The 17,519-nt window shown below is 61.5% G+C and carries 15 protein-coding genes and 1 pseudogene; 11 read left to right on the top strand and 5 right to left on the bottom strand.

All coding sequences use genetic code 11. The annotated features are described in order from the left end of the window. The first annotated feature begins 70 nt into the window (after positions 1 to 70). From NJC40_RS20650 to NJC40_RS20640, 3 genes are all read left to right on the top strand, one after another. Positions 71 to 493, top strand: coding sequence for a RidA family protein (locus NJC40_RS20650; protein WP_045491384.1), 423 nt, complete (start codon positions 71 to 73; stop codon positions 491 to 493). Positions 494 to 526: 33 nt separating this feature from the next. Continuing rightward, complete coding sequence (locus NJC40_RS20645; protein WP_253141293.1) at positions 527 to 1,822, top strand: NAD(P)/FAD-dependent oxidoreductase; 1,296 nt, start codon at positions 527 to 529, stop codon at positions 1,820 to 1,822. Positions 1,823 to 1,956: 134 nt separating this feature from the next. Further along, entirely contained in the window at positions 1,957 to 2,247 is a 291-nt protein-coding gene (locus tag NJC40_RS20640) for a hypothetical protein (RefSeq protein WP_231906477.1), read from the top strand. A 52-nt stretch (positions 2,248 to 2,299) separates the two neighbouring features. On the opposite strand, the gene NJC40_RS20635 is transcribed toward NJC40_RS20640, so the two are convergent. Then, on the bottom strand, positions 2,300 to 3,442 hold the full coding sequence (locus NJC40_RS20635; protein WP_045491375.1) for an N-acetylmuramoyl-L-alanine amidase: 1,143 nt from the start codon (positions 3,440 to 3,442) through the stop codon (positions 2,300 to 2,302). A 203-nt stretch (positions 3,443 to 3,645) separates the two neighbouring features. On the opposite strand from NJC40_RS20635, the pseudogene NJC40_RS20630 reads away from it, so the two are divergent. The 3 genes and pseudogenes from NJC40_RS20630 to NJC40_RS20620 all read left to right on the top strand — a co-directional run. After that, positions 3,646 to 4,221 (top strand): annotated as a pseudogene (locus NJC40_RS20630) (ATP-binding cassette domain-containing protein); the annotation flags it as partial. Then, positions 4,215 to 5,075, top strand: a complete 861-nt coding sequence (locus tag NJC40_RS20625) for a metal ABC transporter permease (RefSeq protein WP_045491369.1) — start codon at positions 4,215 to 4,217, stop codon at positions 5,073 to 5,075. The pseudogene NJC40_RS20630 and the gene NJC40_RS20625, both read left to right, overlap by 7 nt. A 5-nt stretch (positions 5,076 to 5,080) precedes the next feature. Further along, the gene (locus NJC40_RS20620; protein WP_045491365.1) at positions 5,081 to 5,956 is read left to right on the top strand and encodes a metal ABC transporter substrate-binding protein; all 876 of its coding nucleotides are present in this window, start codon (positions 5,081 to 5,083) and stop codon (positions 5,954 to 5,956) included. A gap of 58 nt (positions 5,957 to 6,014) precedes the next feature. On the opposite strand, the gene NJC40_RS20615 is transcribed toward NJC40_RS20620, so the two are convergent. Together NJC40_RS20615 and NJC40_RS20610 are read right to left on the bottom strand one after the other, a co-directional pair. Further along, a complete protein-coding gene (locus tag NJC40_RS20615; RefSeq protein ID WP_492180403.1) occupies positions 6,015 to 6,722 on the bottom strand; it encodes an alpha/beta fold hydrolase in 708 nt (235 codons plus the stop codon). Between the two features lie 93 nt (positions 6,723 to 6,815). After that, on the bottom strand, positions 6,816 to 7,367 hold the full coding sequence (locus NJC40_RS20610; protein WP_045491362.1) for a lipocalin family protein: 552 nt from the start codon (positions 7,365 to 7,367) through the stop codon (positions 6,816 to 6,818). A 334-nt stretch (positions 7,368 to 7,701) separates the two neighbouring features. Between NJC40_RS20610 and NJC40_RS20605 the strand changes: the two genes are divergently transcribed. From NJC40_RS20605 to NJC40_RS20590, 4 genes are all read left to right on the top strand, one after another. After that, positions 7,702 to 8,013, top strand: a complete 312-nt coding sequence (locus NJC40_RS20605; protein ID WP_253141287.1) for a DUF6482 family protein — start codon at positions 7,702 to 7,704, stop codon at positions 8,011 to 8,013. Further along, positions 8,007 to 9,563 carry a cryptochrome/photolyase family protein gene (locus NJC40_RS20600; RefSeq protein ID WP_253141285.1) on the top strand — a complete coding sequence of 519 codons (1,557 nt, stop codon included), beginning with the start codon at positions 8,007 to 8,009 and terminating at the stop codon, positions 9,561 to 9,563. The genes NJC40_RS20605 and NJC40_RS20600 overlap by 7 nt, the downstream gene beginning before the upstream one ends. Further along, positions 9,560 to 9,703, top strand: a complete 144-nt coding sequence (locus NJC40_RS20595) for a DUF2256 domain-containing protein (RefSeq protein WP_253141284.1) — start codon at positions 9,560 to 9,562, stop codon at positions 9,701 to 9,703. Before NJC40_RS20600 ends, NJC40_RS20595 begins: the two co-directional genes overlap by 4 nt. 181 nt (positions 9,704 to 9,884) lie before the next feature. Next, the gene (locus NJC40_RS20590; RefSeq protein ID WP_253141282.1) at positions 9,885 to 10,838 is read left to right on the top strand and encodes a DUF559 domain-containing protein; all 954 of its coding nucleotides are present in this window, start codon (positions 9,885 to 9,887) and stop codon (positions 10,836 to 10,838) included. Positions 10,839 to 10,849: 11 nt separating this feature from the next. On the opposite strand, the gene NJC40_RS20585 is transcribed toward NJC40_RS20590, so the two are convergent. Further along, positions 10,850 to 11,812, bottom strand: coding sequence for an endonuclease (locus NJC40_RS20585; RefSeq protein WP_253141280.1), 963 nt, complete (start codon positions 11,810 to 11,812; stop codon positions 10,850 to 10,852). A gap of 143 nt (positions 11,813 to 11,955) precedes the next feature. Next, positions 11,956 to 14,553: a patatin-like phospholipase domain-containing protein gene (locus NJC40_RS20580; RefSeq protein ID WP_253141278.1), complete on the bottom strand. Its 2,598-nt coding sequence runs from the start codon at positions 14,551 to 14,553 to the stop codon at positions 11,956 to 11,958. Between the two features lie 218 nt (positions 14,554 to 14,771). Between NJC40_RS20580 and NJC40_RS20575 the strand changes: the two genes are divergently transcribed. Continuing rightward, a complete protein-coding gene (locus tag NJC40_RS20575) occupies positions 14,772 to 17,288 on the top strand; it encodes a PAS domain-containing protein (RefSeq protein ID WP_253141275.1) in 2,517 nt (838 codons plus the stop codon). Positions 17,289 to 17,519 lie beyond the last annotated feature (231 nt).

The raw sequence follows: 17,519 nt of genomic DNA, 5'->3' as shown, positions 1-17,519 counted from the left end.
GCTAACGAATATTCGCAGCTAAAGCTGCTCCTGCCGGGATTTCCCGTACCCGGTTCATTAAGGAATACCCATGACACAAATCATCAAGCTCAAAACCGGTTCGAAATTCGAAGAAATGGGCAGCTACTCGCGACTGGTCGCGGTAGACAACTGGATCTACGTGTCCAATACCGCCGGCCGCAATCCGCAGACCAAGCTGATTGCCGAAGACCTGACCGAGCAGACCCACCAAGTGTTCGCCAACATCGAAGCAGCCCTGGCGGCGGTCGACTCCAGCTTGGCCGACGTGGTGTTCTCGCGCGTTTACGTGCAGGAGCCCAAGGATGTCGAAACGGTGATGGGCATCGTCGGTGAGAAATTCCGCGGTATCGACCCGGCAACCACCGTGACCTGCCCGCCGTTGGGCTCCACGGTCTATAAGGTGGAGCTGGAAGTGACTGCGTTTCGCGGCGCAGCCAGTGCACAACAGCAACGCATTACCCAGTCCCGGTGACCGGTGTCTTTCACTTCAAGCGAATTTCTTGCCATGGCTCCCACTATTGCACCCGTGCGTACTTTCACTGAGCTTCCAGCATCGACCACGGTGGTGATCATCGGCGCTGGCATTATCGGCCTGACCGCCGCCCTGACGCTGGCGGAGCGCAAGATTCCGGTGGTGGTGCTGGAAAAGGGCCGGGTTGGCGGCGAGCAGTCGTCACGTAATCTGGGCTGGATTCGCAAAACCAATCGGCACGCCGCCGATTTGCCGATGGCCCAGGCCGCCGACCGGCTGTGGGCACAAATGGCTGAGCGGGTTGGCGTGGATGTGGGTTACCGGCAGGCCGGGATCATGTTCATTGCTCGCACTGAAGCGCAACTGGCGATGCACGAGAACTGGCTGAAAAGCGTCGAGTCTGTGGGGCTGGATTCGCAGCTGCTGAGCAAGCAGCAGATTGCCCGCCATGTGCCGCACGGGCAGGGCGACTGGCAGGGCGGCATCTATACCCCATCGGACGGTCGTGCCGAGCCGACGCTGGCCTGTAGCGCGATTGCCAATGCCGCCATCGCCAAGGGCGCGGTGATCCTGGAGAACTGCGCCGTGCGAGGCCTGACCACCAGCGCCGGGCGGGTCAGCGGGGTGGTGACCGAGCGCGGCGAGCTGCGCTGTGAGCAGGTGCTGTTGGCTGGCGGGCTGTGGTCACGGCGCTTGCTTGGCAACCATGGCGTCAACCTGCCGACATTGCCGCTGACCTGTTCGGTGCTGCGCACCACGCCGATGGAGGGGCCGACCGATATCGCAGTAGGCGCGCCGGACTTTTCGTTTCGCAAGCACATCGATGGCGGGTTCATCATCACCCAGCGCGGCAAGCTCGATGCCTTCCTGACCCTGGATCATGCGCTGCTGGGCACCCGGTTCTTGCCGCAGCTCAAGGCGCAGCGGGACTTTTTGCGCATTTCGCTGGGCAAGCACTTCTTCGATGACCTGAAGCTGGGGCGTCGCTGGCGCGCCGATTCGGTCAGCCCGTTCGAGAAGGTGCGGGTCCAGGACCCGGCGGCCAACAACGAGCTCAATAACGATGCGTTGCGTAATCTGAGCGCTGCCTGGCCGATGTTCAAAAACGCGCAAATCGCTCAGGCCTGGGCCGGTACTATTGATGTGACACCGGACTCCAACCCGGTGATCGGTCCGGTGGCCAGGCTTCCCGGCCTGGCCCTGGCCAGCGGCTTTTCCGGGCATGGCTTCGGTACCTCACCGGCGGCGGGGCAACTGGCGGCGGATTTGCTGTCGGGGCACACACCGTTCATCGACCCGGCGCCGTACCGCTTCGAGCGTTTGGCCTGAGCGCTGAAGAGATGCAGGTATGGCAGGATACTGGCCCCCTGAACGGATAACGCTCCCTATGATGCTCGCCATTTTGAGCCTGGAAGCTGAGCGTTATGCGGTGTGCCCCTTTGTTGATGATGGTTGGAGTATTGATGGGATTGGCCACAACGGCGCAGGCCAGGCCGGTGACCCAGAACCAGGCGCAGATGTGCCGCTGGGGTTCGGAGGTGGCGAAGAATGCCCAGCAGTTCAAGCTTTCCGGCAAGACCCTGTACAGCACGCGCAAAGCAATCGAGAACCGCCAGTATTCCAGACCCTGGATGAAGAAAATGGCGGTGGGCATCACCGAACAGACCTTCGCCAGCCGCAGCCGGATGAACCCCAAGGAAATCAAGGACACCTACTATCAGGGCTGTCTGCGCCATGAAATGGCCCGGCGTTGAGTCTGGGCGATAACGACCGCGCTCGGTGATGCAGCGTTGAATACAGGCTCCGTCAGGCCAATCGGTTGTTCTTGAAGTGCTGCTGGATGCCCTCGTAGATGGCCTGGGCCACCCGGTTCTGATGACGCGGGTCACACAACTGGCGGCAGTCGTTGGGGTTGGAGATAAACCCGGTCTCTACCAGAATCGACGGAATGTCCGGTGACTTGAGCACGGCAAAGCCGGCCTGTTCAACGCGTTTCTGATGAGTACCGGCTACCTGGCCAACGTTATCGAGGATGGTTTTGCCCAGGCTCAGGCTGCTGGTAATGGTTGAGGTCAGCGACATATCCAGGATCACCCCGGCGAGCATCGGGTCTTTGTCCTTGAGGCTCAGCAGGTCGCGGGCGCCGATCAGGTCAGCCTGGTTTTCCCGGTCGGCCAGCCACCGCGCGGTGGTCGAGGTGGCGCCGTTTTGCGACAGGGCAAATACCGAAGCGCCTGAGGCGGTCTTGCGCGGCGCGGCGTCGGCATGCACCGAAATGAACATGTCGGCATTGCGTTTGCGCGCGACCTCGACACGTTTGCGCAGCGGGATGAACACATCGTCATTGCGCACCAGATGGGCTTTGAAGCCGGCCTGGCGATTGAGCTTTTGCGCCAGTAACCGGGCGATGGCCAGCGCCACCTGCTTTTCCTGCTCGCCTTTGGGTCCCAGTGCGCCGGGGTCTTTGCCGCCGTGCCCAGGATCGATCACCACCACAATGTCGCGGCTGACTGATTTGCCAGCCATGGCCGGTTGCTTGAGGCCTGGCACTGCCAGGCTGCGCAGTTCCAGTTGCAACGACTGACGATTACCCGGCCCTGGTTGCAAGGTGATGCTGTGCAGTTCAACGGCGTCCTGCAGGTCCAGCACCAGACGCATGCCTTGGCCCTGTGCACCACTGCGTATGGCTTTGAGCAAGGTGTTGGGCAGCGGCAAGTCATCGAGCCGGGTCGCCAGTTGCGTCTGCTCCAGGTCGATGATCAGCCGCTGCGGCGCTTGCAGGCTGAAGGTCCGATAGCGACTCGGGCCGCTGAGTTCGAATGCCAGGCGCAGACTGTCCAGACCCGATTCGACGCGGGCGGCCAACAGTTGTTGCGAGGCTTGCGCGCTCAGACTCAAGGGCAGGGTGATGCTGGCCAGCAGCAGTTGCAGGAGGTGGCGTCGTTGCATGGCGTGGGGCCTGGGTAAAAAGGACTAGTGACATTGAATTGTTATAATGTAACACTTGGGTTCACTGTCCAGGCCATGACTCGTACATGAAATTTGCTCCTGCGCTGTCCACCGTAATCTGTTGTCGAGCCTTGCAATGGGGGCCACAGGGTCGCCCGTTGACGGCGCCGCTTGACCTGGAGGTTGCTTACGGCTCGCTGACCGCCATTGTGGGCGGCAACGGCGTGGGTAAAACCAGCCTGCTACGGGTAATTGCCGGTGTGCAAAAGCCATTGTCGGGAACGGTCACCGTCAACCTGCCGCGGCGCACGCCGGTCGGGTTTGTTCAACAGCAACAGGCGATCGACCGGCAGTTTCCGATCAACCTCGCGCAGTTGGTGCAGACCGGTTGTTGGGGCGCGCGCTTGTCAGGTACTGCGCGGCGGGAACGGCTCGACGCGGCATTGGCGACCTGGCACCTGGAAAGCCTGGCCGGTTACAGCCTCAGTGAGCTGTCAGGCGGACAACTGCAACGGGCGCTGCTGGCGCGCCTGAGTCTGCTGGATGCACCGCTGTTGCTGCTCGACGAGCCGGACGCTTCGCTGGATCAGGCCGGCCAACAGCTGCTCTGGCAGCAGATCCGCGGCTGGCAAACCGCCGGCAAAACCCTGTTGCTGGTCTGCCATGACCTGGCGAAAGTGCGCGACCACACTGACCGCTGCCTGATCATCAATCCTCAGGGCTGTAGCTGGCAGGCAGATACCGATGCTCAGGTTTCTCAGCGGAGGCTGGCATGCTAGATCTGCTGTGGCAGCCTTTTGTCGAGTTCGCTTTCATGCGCCGCGCCTTGCTCGGCGGCATGCTGCTGGCGGCCAGTGCCGCGCCGCTGGGGGTATTTCTGATTCTGCGGCGCATGAGCCTGATTGGTGATGCGATCGCCCATGGCATTTTGCCTGGCGCAGCCGTGGGCTTCTGGATCGCCGGTTTGTCGCTGCCGGCATTGACCCTCGGTGGCCTGAGCGCCGGGCTCGGCGTCGCTGGCTTATCGGCGTGGATCACCCGCAAGACCGGCCTGCGCGAAGACGCCAGCCTGGCGGCGTTGTATCCGATTTCTCTGGCGTGTGGGGTGTTGCTGCTGGGGTTGGCGGGGCGGCGTCTGGACTTGCTGGGGTTGTTGTTCGGTTCAGCACTGGCGGTGGACCAGACCACCCTCAACGCCATGCTCGGCGTGGCCTTGCTCAGTACCGTGCTGCTGGCGGTGATTTACCGGGCACTGTGGCTCGACTGCCTGGACGCTGCCTTTTTGCGCAGCGTCAGCCGCGTCGGCCCGTTGGCCCACGGTGTGTTTCTGGCCTTGGTGGTGCTCAATCTGGTGGTCGGCTTTCAGGCTATAGGCGCACTGATGATGGTCGGCCTGATGATGTTGCCGGCCGCTGCAGCACGCTTCTGGAGTCGCCGATTGCTCAGCCAGTTGCTCTGCGCCGCCGCCATCGGCGCGGCAGCGGTGTACAGCGGGCTACTGGTTTCCTATTACGCCGCACTGCCCAGCGGGCCGGCCATCGTTGCCGCCGCCGGTGTGGCTTATCTGTTTTCTGTGGTCGTCGGGCCGGTTCATGGCCTGCTACGGCATTCCACCTCGCCTGTGCCTGTTTAAAGGAGATGTTCGTGCGCCTGATTTTCTGGCTCTGCCTGTTTTTACCTCTGACCCTCAATGCCGCTGAGCCAATCAAGGTGGTGACCAGCTTCAGTATCCTGGCTGATATGACCCGGCAGATCGGCGGTCAGCATATTGAGTTGAGCAATATCGTCGGCCCGGATGCCGATGCGCATACCTTCGAACCCACGCCTGAAGATGCGCGGCACATCCAGCGCGCGGCACTGGTAATCAGTAACGGTCTGCATTTTGAGCCCTGGCTTGACCGGCTGATTAGCAGCACACAGACCAAGGCACTGGTTATCCGCGCCAGTGACGGGGTTATCCCGCGCAGCATGGACGAAGACGGGCAGTTGATTGCCGACCCGCACGCCTGGAACAATCTGGCCAATGCCAAGATCTACGCGTCCAACATCAAGCGTGCCTTGTTACAGGCCGACCCGGACAACAGCGAGGCCTACGAGCGTAACTACCAGGCGTACATCGGCAAGATCGAAGCGCTGCTGGTCGTGGCCCGCCAGACCTTCGACAAGCTGCCGCCCGGCAGCCGCCATGTAGTGACCTCTCATGACGCTTTCGCTTATCTGGGCCAGGCCTATGGCATTCGCTTCTCGGCGCCGCAAGGGCTGTCGACCGAGCGTGAACCGTCGGCGGCAGAAGTGGCCACGCTGATCCGTCAGATTCGCGCCGAAAACATCAAGGCGCTATTTGTCGAGAACATCAAGGATGGCCGGCTGCTCAAGCAGATCGCCGAAGAGAGCGGGGCGCGGATCGGCGGTATTCTGTATTCCGATGCACTGGCTGCCCATGGCCCGGCGTCGACCTATCTGGGCATGTACCAACACAACATCGAAACCCTCGGCAAGGCGTTGGGTAACTGATGCATGAGCTGTCGACTCATAATGCCCTTTGTAGAGGCAATCTTGAGCGCCGGATCAATCAAACCCGCAATGACGCAGCAAACCCCAGCATCAGTTCCGCCAGTGCCTGGGGTGTCTGCAAAGGCATCAGATGCCCGGCGCCGGGCATCACCTCAATACGGCTGTCAGGAAAATGCGCGAGGGTGGTCCGTGCCTGTTCCTGCGGCCCCGGCACCTGCTGGTCATCAGCACCGCATACCAGCAGCACCGGGTAGGCCAGGTTGCCGATCAGGTCGCTCCAGTCTTCGCGGCTGCCATGGTCGACCCAGGCGCGCCAGGCGTCCAGGTTGACCTGCCGGGCGTCGGCAATTGCCACCTCGCGCAAGGCATCGGGTAACCGGTGCGCGCTGGACTCATCGATGAAGGCTTCTGCCTGCTGGCGTGTGCACTGATAGCCACGCTGGCGATCGCGGTCCTGCTCGCTCATTGGCTGCGGGCCGGGCGGTGAGGGCGCGACCAGAATCAGCCCGGCGAGATACGCCGGCCGCCGTGAAGCCAGCACCACCGCCACTTTGCCGGTCATCGAATGGCCGACCAGAATGCAGCGTTGCAACCCCAGGCTGCGTATCGTGGCATCCAGATGATCGGCCATCTCGCTCACGCTGTAGCCGCTGACCTCGGCGGCATCACCAAAGCCTGGGGTATCGAGGGCAACACAATGATGGTGACGGTCGAGAAACGGCAAAGCCGCTGACCAAGTACGGTGTGAGCCACCGAGAAAATGCATGAGAACCAGAGCAGGAGAGCCCTGACCTTGTCGGCTATGTGGAAGCATATCAATGGCCTTGTCCGGATTATTCATCACAACTGTCTGGATGCTTCAAGGTTCCTGGCGCCAGACCAGTTCGCGGGTGTCATAGCCCTGTTGGCGGGCGATCTCCAGCAAATGATTGCGGGTCTCGTCAGTCACTGCCGGGGTACGTGACAACAGCCACAGGTAGTCGCGGTCGGGATGGCCCACCAGCGCCACGCGATAGTCCTTGTCGTGGTACAGCACCCAATACTGGCCGCGGCTTACGCTGGGGAACAGCCGGCTGAACCAGTTATCGAAAGTCACCCAGAGTTTGTCGGTCTTGCCGGCAACCTGCGGCTCGGCAACGCCTTGGACCTGTTGCGACTGGCCATCGGCGTCGGTGCAGCTATTGGTGACATCGATCTTGCCATCGGCCCGCAAGCCATACTGGGCTTGGGACTGTACGCAGTTGCGCTGGAAGAACATCGGCAGGCGCGCCAGTTCATACCAGGTGCCCTGGTAGCGCTGCAGATCAACCTGCATGGTCGCAGGCGCATTGTGCTGTTCATCGCCGGACCCCGCGCAACCGGTCAGGGTCAGCAACAGGCAGGAGCAGAGCAGGGTGGTGCGCAGGGTCATGGGAGTCTCCTTGATTGATCAGAGCGGGTCTAACAGGCTGTTGCAAAACTATCTGCTGGCTGGGCGCCTTCGGCGCTACGCGCGCCATTGCTGCGTTAAAAACAGGCTGGAACGCCAGCCCGGTCAAAATGCTCATTTACAACTTGTAAAGTCGAGCGCGACTCCGACCGTTTTTCGCCTGTTTTTGCCTTGCACTGGCTGCCTCGCCAACGTTTTTCAACGGCCTGTTAAGTATCGGAGTCGCTAATCGGCCAAAAGTTAGCGCGAACTTGAGTATGGAATTAAAATTCCTGTACAAGCTCTATTGGCTGTACAACTTTGCGGAGCTTTCTCCATGAACCTGAACACGTTGGTCAGCCTGGCCAAGGCTGGCGAGGTCGATGAACTGGAGCTGTACTCGCTGGAGGGTGGCATTTACATGTTGCGGGTCAAATCGCAGTTGGGCAGTCACGACTTGCTCGACGGCCAGGGCCGGGTCATGCATTTGCGTTCCACCACGCATTTGCGTGATTTGTTGCATGACCACCAGTTACCGCCGCTGCCCTGTGTGCTGATCCAGCATGTGGTGCATGACGAAATGTGTGGACGCCGCGACGGTCCGGTCGAGCCCTTGCGCCTGCCATTGAACCTGGAGCGCCAGTGGTAGAGGCGCCTCATACCACGGCGCACCCGAAGCTGGGTCTGATTCTGGGCGATCAGTTGTCCTTCGAGCTTGATCTGTTGCAGACCCTGGACCGGCGCCGTGACGTGCTGCTGATGGCTGAAGTGCGTGACGAGACCCGTTACGTGCCGCATCACCCGCAAAAGATCGTGCTGATTTTCAGCGCCATGCGCCATTTTGCCGAAGCGCTGCGTCAGCGCGGCTGGCAACTGGTGTACGTGAAGCTGGACGATGCCGACAACAGCGGCAGCATTGCCGGCGAACTGCTGCGCTGGCAGGCGCACCTCAATGCCAGCCAGGTGCATGTCACCGAGTGCGGTGAATGGCGGCTGGAACAGGCGCTGCACGACAGCGGCCTGCCGCTGGTCTGGCACAAGGACCGGCGTTTTCTCTGCTCGCGGCACTACTTCGCCGGTTGGGCGGCAGGCCGCAGCCAGTTGCGCATGGAGTCGTTCTACCGGCTGATGCGTCAGCGTGGCGGCTGGTTGCTGGAACCCGACGGCAGCCCGACAGGCGGGGCGTGGAATTTCGACAGCGACAATCGCAAGTCGCTCCCCCGAGGGCTACGCGGCCCCTTTGCCGCGCGGTTTGCCCACGACCGCATGACCGCTGAGGTCATTGGCCTGGTGCGCGAGCATTTCACTGACCACTACGGCAGCGTCGAGGGGTTCGATTATCCCGTCACTCACGGCCAGGCGCAGGAACTGTGGCAGCACTTCATGGATTTTGCCCTGGCCGCTTTCGGCGACTACCAGGACGCCATGGCCGAAGGCGAGCCGTTTCTGTTTCATGCGCGGATCAGCGCGGCGCTGAACATCGGCCTGCTCGATGTGCGCCAGTTGTGCGATGACGTCGAACAGGCCTACCGCCAGGGCCGGGTACCGCTCAACGCCGCCGAGGGCTTCATTCGCCAGTTGATCGGCTGGCGTGAATACGTGCGCGGCATCTACTGGCTGCGCATGCCCGAATACGCCGGGCTCAATGCGCTGGGCAATCAGCGCGCTTTGCCAGACTTCTACTGGACCGCCGCCACCGGCATGCGCTGCATGGCCCAGACCATCGGCCAGACCCTGGAGCTGGGTTACGCGCATCACATCCAGCGGCTGATGATTACCGGCAACTTCGCGTTACTGGCCGGCATTGCCCCGTCAGCCATCTGCCAGTGGTATCTGGCGGTGTACATGGACGCCTTCGACTGGGTGGAACTGCCCAACACGCTGGGCATGGTGATGCACGCCGACGGCGGCTACCTGGGCTCCAAACCGTACTGCGCCAGTGGCCGCTATATTCAGCGCATGTCTGACTACTGCGGGGCTTGCCAGTACTCGGTAGAGCGCAGCGTTGAAGAGGATGGCTGTCCGTTCAATGCGCTGTACTGGCATTTTCTGATGCGTCATCAGGCGCAGTTCGCCAGCAATCCGCGCATGGCGGTCATCTACCGCAATCTCGATGACATGGACGAGACATGCAAGCAGCGGCTCTGGCAGCGCGGCGAAAATCTGCTGGCCAGGCTGGATGCCGGGGAGGCGTTATGAAAGGGGTCAGCAAAGCTGACCTGCCGCACAAAATCTGTGTCGTGTGCGGCAGACCGTTCAGTTGGCGCAAGCGCTGGGAGCGTTGCTGGGATGATGTGAAGTATTGCTCCGAGCGCTGCCGGCGGCATGCAAAACCCTGATAACCAGAACTCAATAGCTCTGATACATACAGCGTAAGTCGACTTTTCCTACAGACTTGGCCAGAATTGGCGATTCATTTTGATATTACGCACGAAACGGCCGAGTTATTGCTGCAAAGGTTGCTCCATCGCCTTTTGCGTCAAACCTATCTCGCTGATTTTGCATAGCCAGGCAGGCGCTATGACCCACCAGGATTGGTTGAAAAAACACGAAGCGGCATTCGGCGGGCAATTTGAACAATTGTTCGCGCACAGCGTTCTTCCCTTGGTTCCCGGCATTGATTTCTCGACCATCAACGTTCAGTTCCCGTTCAAAGACAGCAACGGCAAGCCGCGATTTTGCGATTTCGTGATCGAGGAAGATGGCGATGTTCGCATCGCGATTGAAGTGGACGGGTATGACAAGCGCGGCACCGGTTCGGGGATGTCGCATGCTGAGTTTGTGGACTGGCAGCGACGCCAGTCATCCCTGACGTCGCAGGGCTGGTTCGTCTTGCGATTCGCCAATCGGGATGTCCGTGACCAGCCAGGCCGCTGTGCCGAGCACATTGGTCTCTTGCTCAAGCGCCAGCGGGCAAAGGCCAGGGACGAAACATTGAACGCTGAGGAACACCGCAGGCTTGAAACCCTGGCGGCGGCTCAGAAAAGTGAAATAGACACGCTTGCAAGGGAAACCTCGATCATGAAGTACTCAATCACGTCGCTCACGGTCCTGGTGGGTGTGTTCATGTTGGCGTTTTTTTTCAAGGACAGCGGCTCCGAAGCTCGTGCCGTAGCGGTCAGCCAGGCAGCTCCTGCGCTGGGCTCGCCCTCAGGGGCTACCTGTGATAGCCCGTTAGACTGGCGAGCGGCTTCCGACAATATCGGTCAGGTCGCCGCCATCACCGGGCCGGTCATCCGCGTTACTCAAAAGGACAACGTGAAAGGCCAGCCAACCTGGATTGAAGTAGGGGCCGCCTACCCGAACAGCTCGCGGTTGGTGCTGATTGTCTGGGGTCCGGACCGCGAAGCATTCGGTTCACAGTTGTCCTCGACACTCGAAGGCAAGGTGGTTTGCGCGATTGGCATGCTTGAGCGTTACAAGGGCGTGTCGCAGATCGAGCTTAAACACGCCAGCCAGCTTCAGCAGCGCTAGAGTTCCCAGCGTTACTTGCAGTTGCCGGCTTTCTTGTAACCCGCGGCCAAGGCTTGCGCTTCGGTTTCGAAATAGACCCGATTTTTTTCCTTGATCGCGCTATAGCTTGGGCAGCCTTCGGGCAAGTGATAGCTATTGCCGTTCTTGCTGGCGATGATCGCGCCTGCAGTGCTGGCTGTTGCCGCAGCCGGCTGACTGACAGTGGCAGGCTTTGCAGCAATAGCACTGACCACGCCATCACCCACCGGTTTGTAGCCGTCTGTCCAGACACGCTCGCCGGTCACGAATGGATTGTTGTGGCCCATGATCGCTGCGATGCGTTGATCGCGCAGCTTTTCCCAAGGTTTGACCGGGTGCTCTTTGTTCCAGGCCATCAGCAGTTGCTGCTGCTGGCGCGACATGTTCAGGTTGTAGCGATCGAACATATAGAAAGTGGTCCGGGCTACCAGCCCCTTGACCTCATCACGGGGTTCGGCGACTTTCTGGGCGAAGTCCACTTTGGTCTGGCACTGGCCGTACTGCGGTTTTTTCGAGGTGACCATACCGTAGCTGAAGTTGCCGCGGTCGCCGTTCACTTCACCCACTGCGGGGTAGAGGTTGAACAGGTTGGCTTCCATGACACGGAACACCGGGTCGTCCTTTTCACAAAACTCGCGGCCGCCTTTCTGCCAGCACTGGCGCTGATGGCCGAAGGTCCAGGCGGGGACGATGTGCTCCCACTCGGTGCGTTCGGCACGTTCGTTCTGGTTGCGTGGCTGGTAGCCGCACGCTTTCGGATTGAGTTTGCCACCGGACTTGCCTTCCCACTCCCACTGGCAACCGCAATACAGTTCGCCAAGGGCGCTATTGGCCTGGTCGTTGTAGATCTTTTCCTTGGCCACGACTTTGGCCTCGGAGAAGTTCGAAGGTGGCGCGGCCAGGGCGGGCGCATTGCAGGACAGGACAAGACTCAACAGCAGAAGCAGTTTTTTCATGGGCGTTTATCGGCACCGGGCAGAAGAATGGGCGCGCGATTATACGCAGCTCGCGGCGCTAGGGTGACCGTCGATGCGATTTCCTTGCGCCAAAGCGTCAGAACCCGGTATCCAGAGTCAGGACACCGGGCTGTGCGGGTGGATCATTGCTGCAAATAACGCCACAGCGCATCACTCACGTCGCTCGGCTGGCCGTTACCGAACAGGGTTTGGCCGATCTGCAGGCCCAGTTGCCGATAGCTTTCGAACTGCGCTTCGTTGAAGAACTGGTCCGCGGTGCTTTCGTTGGGAAAGGTCGGATGCGCGTTGGCGTAATTGAACACATCCACCGGCAGGCCAGTAATGACTCTGGGTTTGAGCAGCAGGATGCGTGCGCTGGTAACGCCCTTTTGGTCGAGCACATTGAACAGCATCGCGCAGCGGCGGCTGTCTTCAGGTGCCGTGCTGGCGAAGCTGCCGGCATGGCCGAAGTAGGGCGCCAGCGCAGCGACCCCGTGCACGCCTTGGTCCTCGACGATTTCCAGCGCCTGATCGATGCGGGCCAGGCGGATCAGGTTGGCCAGGTCATTGAACGCGAAGTCCGGATCAGCGCCGCAGTCACAGGTCACAATCAGCTCGATATCACGCCCTTCGCGGATCAGCTCGTAGGTTGCAGTGTTCTCAAAATGGCCGCCGTCAGACAGATACTGGTAATCGCGACGTACGCCATGAAAATGCGCGCTCAGCTCGTAGAACAGGTAGGTCTGGGTCGCAAACACGCGGCTCCAGCCCTTGTCACGCCAGACGCGGTCATCCCTGGGCTGTTCGCCGGGTTCAAGGAAGTTGCTCGACCACCAGGTGCCCAGCCGCAGGTTGCTCAAGCCCAGACACAACGAGGTGCCCAGTGTCGTGGCCCGGCCCAGGCCGGTGGAGACCGCCGCCCCCGAGGTCGCCACCCAGTACGCCAGGCCCAACGGCTGCTGGATCTCGCTGCCCCAACGGCTCTGCTGCGAGCGGGCACGCGGGTAGCCGTCGAGCACATAACTGACACTGTCGGCACCTGCGCGCCCGCTCGGCGCCAGGCACAGCGGCATGCCTTTGCGGTCACGCTGTACCAACTGCTCGGCCGGGTCGACAGTGAGGTTCATGGTCACGTTGATCAGGTGCACCGGCGCGCAGGTGGTGGTGCTGTAATAGTCCTCGATAGCGATATCGTCACCGGGCAGTGCTTCGGCAACACTGAGGCGCTGGCGGCGAATCTTGCCGCTTGCGCCGGCAAAACGCAGGCCGTTGGAGGCGCCAAGGTAGGCCCGCGCCAGGCGGCTGCTATAGAACGACTGCAACGAAGACTGGTTGAGAAAACCGACAAACCGCCCGGCCACCAGGCTCAAGACCAAGGCGACGGCGGCCAGCCCGGTCAGGCGCAGCAGAGTCCCGGACGCTGGACCTTCGGCTCGTACGAATTCCACCAGCAAGCCCCAGATCAGCGCTACCAGTAGAAAAATCTCAAGGCCGGCCACGCCCGCGATCAGCCCCAGTGGCAGACGGCTCAGCCAGCCCAGCACGGCTTTGCCGTCCAACAGCCCGGCCAACCCGCGAACGGCGGCAATCAGTGCCGGCAACACCATCAACGAGGCGCGGTACTCGCTGTCATACAGCGCCTGAGCCAGCCACGGCACCAGCGCGAGAAAGCCCAGCGCCAGGGTCAGGATCAAGGTTTGAGCCAGGTAACGGGTGACCATCACCCGATAGGTGCCCACGCTGCCCCAGACCGGTAAAGCCGGGTCTTTGTTGCGCTTGCAGCGCAGATGCAGTGCGACTGCAACACACATCACGACACCCAGCCAGGACAGCCCGCCACTGCCGAGCAGAACCGCCGACAACGGCGGCGCAAGGCCTGGCGCGAGCAATCCCAGGCCCAGCAGCAACGCACCGGCACCCAGCGTGGCGAGAACCGCCCAATTGCACAGATTTACCGGGTCGTTTTGATTGTCGCGGGCGTAGACCATCCAGAACGCCAGCATCAGCGGTATCACCGCAAGCAGCACGGACCCGGCCGGCAACCACCAGAGCGAATTGCAAAGCACTGCGCTCAAGACGCTATTGGCAGCGCACAACGAACTTCCGGCCACGGCGACCTGTAGCAGCGTCGCTATGGCCAGGGCAAACAGCAACGGCATGCCGATGACCAGATGCACGGCCATCAGGTTGCGCAGCGAGATGCCCAGCAAATAGAACAGGTCACCGGCCCCGGTAGGGGTCAGGTAACGGCCGTTTTCCCGCAGCCAGGCCAGCGGCGCTGCACCTGCCGGCGCACGGGCATAATCGGTGCTGGTATGAATACGCCCTGGCGGTTCGTAGTCCAGTACCTCATAAGCCTGTTCGGCCGCTGTGACTGGCGGGTTGGCAGAGGCTTCAGGCGCCTCGTTGCCACGCAGGCGGCCCGGCACGAACAGACTGCCAAAGAACGAGCCCAGATAGCCGCCGCCGCTGACCGTCGACAAGTAATCGAAGCGGCTCAGCAGGCGTTTGCCAGCGTCTGGTTGGCCTGGCGAAGCATCGGGCGCCTTGGCCCTGGCCAGGGCTTGCAGCACGCCAAGGTTGAATGTCGCGCTACGGATCCCGCCACCGGACAGGGCCAGCGCCCAGTAGCGGCCGTTTTTCGGCGCCAGGCCCAGCAGGCGGCGGCGCTCGGTGATGCGCGCGTGCTCGGCGTTGAATTGCGCTTGCTGCTCAGGCGAAGCCGGTTGTTGCGCGTCCATGTGCCGTCCCGTTGAATATGAGTGGTGGTCCTTGTTGAGCCGGAAGATAATGCATGGCGGCAGCCATTTGCCAGCATCGAATGGCACGATTGTGCATCGTTCCTGTCAAACGCACTTGTTGTACCCGTGCCCGAACGGTGCCTGATCGTCCAAAACACCCTGCATAGGTAGTTGCAATCCTGAAAGATCTTGACCGTACAGCGCTGGAAGCCGAGGTGATGCGCCTGCGGGCGGCCCTGGCCGAAGCTGGCCTTCACGCCCCGGGTGCTTGCGCAGGCGCGCGCAAGTCCGAAAGCTGCGCGACCGCGCGTGCCATCGAAGAGACTCAGGAGCGCTACCGGCTGGTGGCCAAGGCCACCAACGACGCAATCTGGGACTGGGACCTGCAGGGCAACCACGTGCAGTGGAACGACGCACTGCAACAAGCCTATGGCCATTGCCCTGGGCCTGACGACATGACCGGCGAGTGGTGGATTGCGCAGATCCACCCCGATGACCGCCAGCGCATTGATCACTCGATCCATGCGGTGATCGACGGCAGCGCAACCTCCTGGACCGATGAATACCGTTTTGTCCGCGCCGATGGCTCGTACGCCGAAGTGCTCGATCGTGGTCATGTGATCCGGAATGCTGACGGCCAGGCCACGCGGATGATTGGCGCGATGCTCGACCTGAGCCATATGCGCAGCGCCGAAACCGCCTTGCGCGAGAGCGAAGAGCGCTACCGGACCATTCTGGAAACCATCGAAGCGGCCTTTGCCATCGTCCAGGTGAAGTTCAACGAGCAGGACCAACCGGTGGACTATCGCTTCGTCGAGGTCAACGCGGCCTTCGAACGTCAGGCCGGCGTCAACCTGCGCGGCAAGTGGGTGACCGAATTCGCGCCGAACCTTGAGCCGTTCTGGTTTCAAACCTACGGCCATGTGGCCAAAACCGGTGAGCCGGCCAACTTCGAGAACTTCGCCGAAGCCTTCCAGCGTTGGTTCGACGTACGTGCGGTGCGGGTCGGTGACCCTGCGCAGCGCCAGATCGGGATCTTTTTCAGCGATGTCACCGCGCGCCGCACTGCCCAGGAACGGCTGCGGCTCAGTGAAGCGGTGGCACGGGAAAACGTCGAGCGCGTGCAACTGGCTCTGGCTGCCGGGGCCATCATTGGCACCTGGCACTGGGACTTGCCCACCGATCGGTTCACGGTCGACGAAGGGTTTGCCAAGGGCTTTGGCCTTGATCCGGCGCTGGGCCGGGTCGGGCTGAGCCTGCGTCAGATAATCGACACCGTGCACCCGGACGACACTGACGGGCTGATCGAGGCAATCAACGAAGTGGTCGCTCGCGGCGGGGCTTATGCCCATCAGTACCGGGTGCGCCGCGCTGACGGCAAATATTACTGGATCGAAGCCAATGGCCGGGTCGACCATGCAGCGGACGGCACGCCGCTGAGTTTCCCCGGTGTGCTTATCGACGTGCAGGAGCGGCGCACGGTAGAGGCCGAGCGTGATCGCGCCACCGCCGCTTTGCGGGCCATCAACGACACGCTGGAATTGCGCGTGGCCGAACGCACCGCAGAACTGATGCAAGCCGAAGAAAAGCTGCGTCAGTCGCAGAAGATGGAGGCGGTCGGTCAATTGACCGGTGGCCTGGCTCACGACTTCAATAACCTGCTGGCCGGTATCTCCGGCGCGCTGGAGCTGATGGACATGCGCATCGCCCAGGGGCGGCTCAAGGATGTCAGCAAGTACATCAGCGCCGCTCAGGGTGCAGCCAAGCGTGCGGCCTCACTGACCCACCGGCTGCTTGCCTTCTCGCGGCGTCAGACCCTCGACCCGCGGCCTACCGATATCAACACGCTGGTGGCCGGTATGACCGAGATGATCCAGCGCACCGTCGGGCCGGGCATCGAGATCGAAGCCTTGGGCCAGGATGAACTTTGGCCGACCCTGGTGGATATCAGTCAGCTTGAGAATGCCTTGCTCAATCTGTGCATCAACGCCCGCGATGCGATGCCCGATGGCGGGCGGATTACCATCGAAACGGCCAACCGTGAGCTTGATGCCGTCACGGCCGCTGCCTATGAGGTTGGCGCAGGCGACTATGTCGCCCTCAGCGTCACCGACACCGGTACCGGCATGCCGCCGGAAGTGATCGCCAAGGCTTTCGATCCATTCTTTACCACCAAGCCGATTGGCCAGGGCACCGGCCTTGGCCTGTCGATGATCTACGGCTTTGCCAGGCAGTCTGGCGGCCAGGCGCGGATTTACTCGGTACCCGGACAAGGCGCCACGGTGCGCTTGTACCTGCCCAGGCATCTGGGCGAGGCGCAAAAGGAGGAGGGCGATGCCGAACGCGAGTTCACGGCCACTGCCTCATCCGACGAGGCGATTCTGATCGTCGATGACGAACCCACCGTGCGCATGCTGCTGGCCGATGTGCTTGGCGAACTGGGCTATACGGTCATTGAAGCCAACGACAGCATGGCCGGGCTGAAACTGCTGCGCTCGGATATGCGCATCGATCTGTTGATTACCGACGTGGGCCTGCCCGGCGGGATGAACGGCCGGCAAATGGCCGACGCCGGGCAGGAGGTACGTGCAGGCCTCAAGACCTTGTTCATCACCGGCTACGCCGAAAGCGCCGCGATTGGCTGCGGGGATCTGGGCGAAGGCCGGCTGGTCCTGACCAAACCCTTCACCACCGAAGCCCTGGCCACACGGGTACGCGAGTTGATTGGCTCCTAGCAGCTTCAGCAGCGAAACATCCGATCAACGCTTCCCGGCTAAAGCCAATACTGTTCAATTAGGCGCCGCAAATCTCTGTGGGAACGAGCTTGCTCGTGAAGAGGCCGGTAAAGTCACAGCATTTGTAGCGAATGCGCCGCCGTCTTCGCGAGCAAGCTCCCACCGGGGGCATACAGTGCCCAAGTGACCCGTATTGGCTTTAGCTGCGAACGGTTTCGCATACGCTTCGCC

This window comes from Pseudomonas sp. 21LCFQ02 (assembly GCF_024129895.2).
Lineage (GTDB): Bacteria > Pseudomonadota > Gammaproteobacteria > Pseudomonadales > Pseudomonadaceae > Aquipseudomonas.
The sequence above is the reverse complement of the archived record's forward strand: the minus strand, read 5'-3'. Positions and strand labels throughout refer to the sequence as shown.

Coding starts and splice junctions, on each gene's coding strand:
- NJC40_RS20595 (WP_253141284.1), top strand. CDS start 9,560: ATGAAAGGGGTCAGCAAAGCTGACCTGCCGCACAAAATCTGTGTCGTG.
- NJC40_RS20575 (WP_253141275.1), top strand. CDS start 14,772: ATGCGCCTGCGGGCGGCCCTGGCCGAAGCTGGCCTTCACGCCCCGGGT.
- NJC40_RS20580 (WP_253141278.1), bottom strand. CDS start 14,553: ATGGACGCGCAACAACCGGCTTCGCCTGAGCAGCAAGCGCAATTCAAC.
- NJC40_RS20590 (WP_253141282.1), top strand. CDS start 9,885: ATGACCCACCAGGATTGGTTGAAAAAACACGAAGCGGCATTCGGCGGG.
- NJC40_RS20585 (WP_253141280.1), bottom strand. CDS start 11,812: ATGAAAAAACTGCTTCTGCTGTTGAGTCTTGTCCTGTCCTGCAATGCG.
- NJC40_RS20635 (WP_045491375.1), bottom strand. CDS start 3,442: ATGCAACGACGCCACCTCCTGCAACTGCTGCTGGCCAGCATCACCCTG.
- NJC40_RS20605 (WP_253141287.1), top strand. CDS start 7,702: ATGAACCTGAACACGTTGGTCAGCCTGGCCAAGGCTGGCGAGGTCGAT.
- NJC40_RS20625 (WP_045491369.1), top strand. CDS start 4,215: ATGCTAGATCTGCTGTGGCAGCCTTTTGTCGAGTTCGCTTTCATGCGC.
- NJC40_RS20610 (WP_045491362.1), bottom strand. CDS start 7,367: ATGACCCTGCGCACCACCCTGCTCTGCTCCTGCCTGTTGCTGACCCTG.
- NJC40_RS20640 (WP_231906477.1), top strand. CDS start 1,957: ATGGGATTGGCCACAACGGCGCAGGCCAGGCCGGTGACCCAGAACCAG.
- NJC40_RS20615 (WP_492180403.1), bottom strand. CDS start 6,722: ATGCATTTTCTCGGTGGCTCACACCGTACTTGGTCAGCGGCTTTGCCG.
- NJC40_RS20645 (WP_253141293.1), top strand. CDS start 527: ATGGCTCCCACTATTGCACCCGTGCGTACTTTCACTGAGCTTCCAGCA.
- NJC40_RS20620 (WP_045491365.1), top strand. CDS start 5,081: ATGTTCGTGCGCCTGATTTTCTGGCTCTGCCTGTTTTTACCTCTGACC.
- NJC40_RS20650 (WP_045491384.1), top strand. CDS start 71: ATGACACAAATCATCAAGCTCAAAACCGGTTCGAAATTCGAAGAAATG.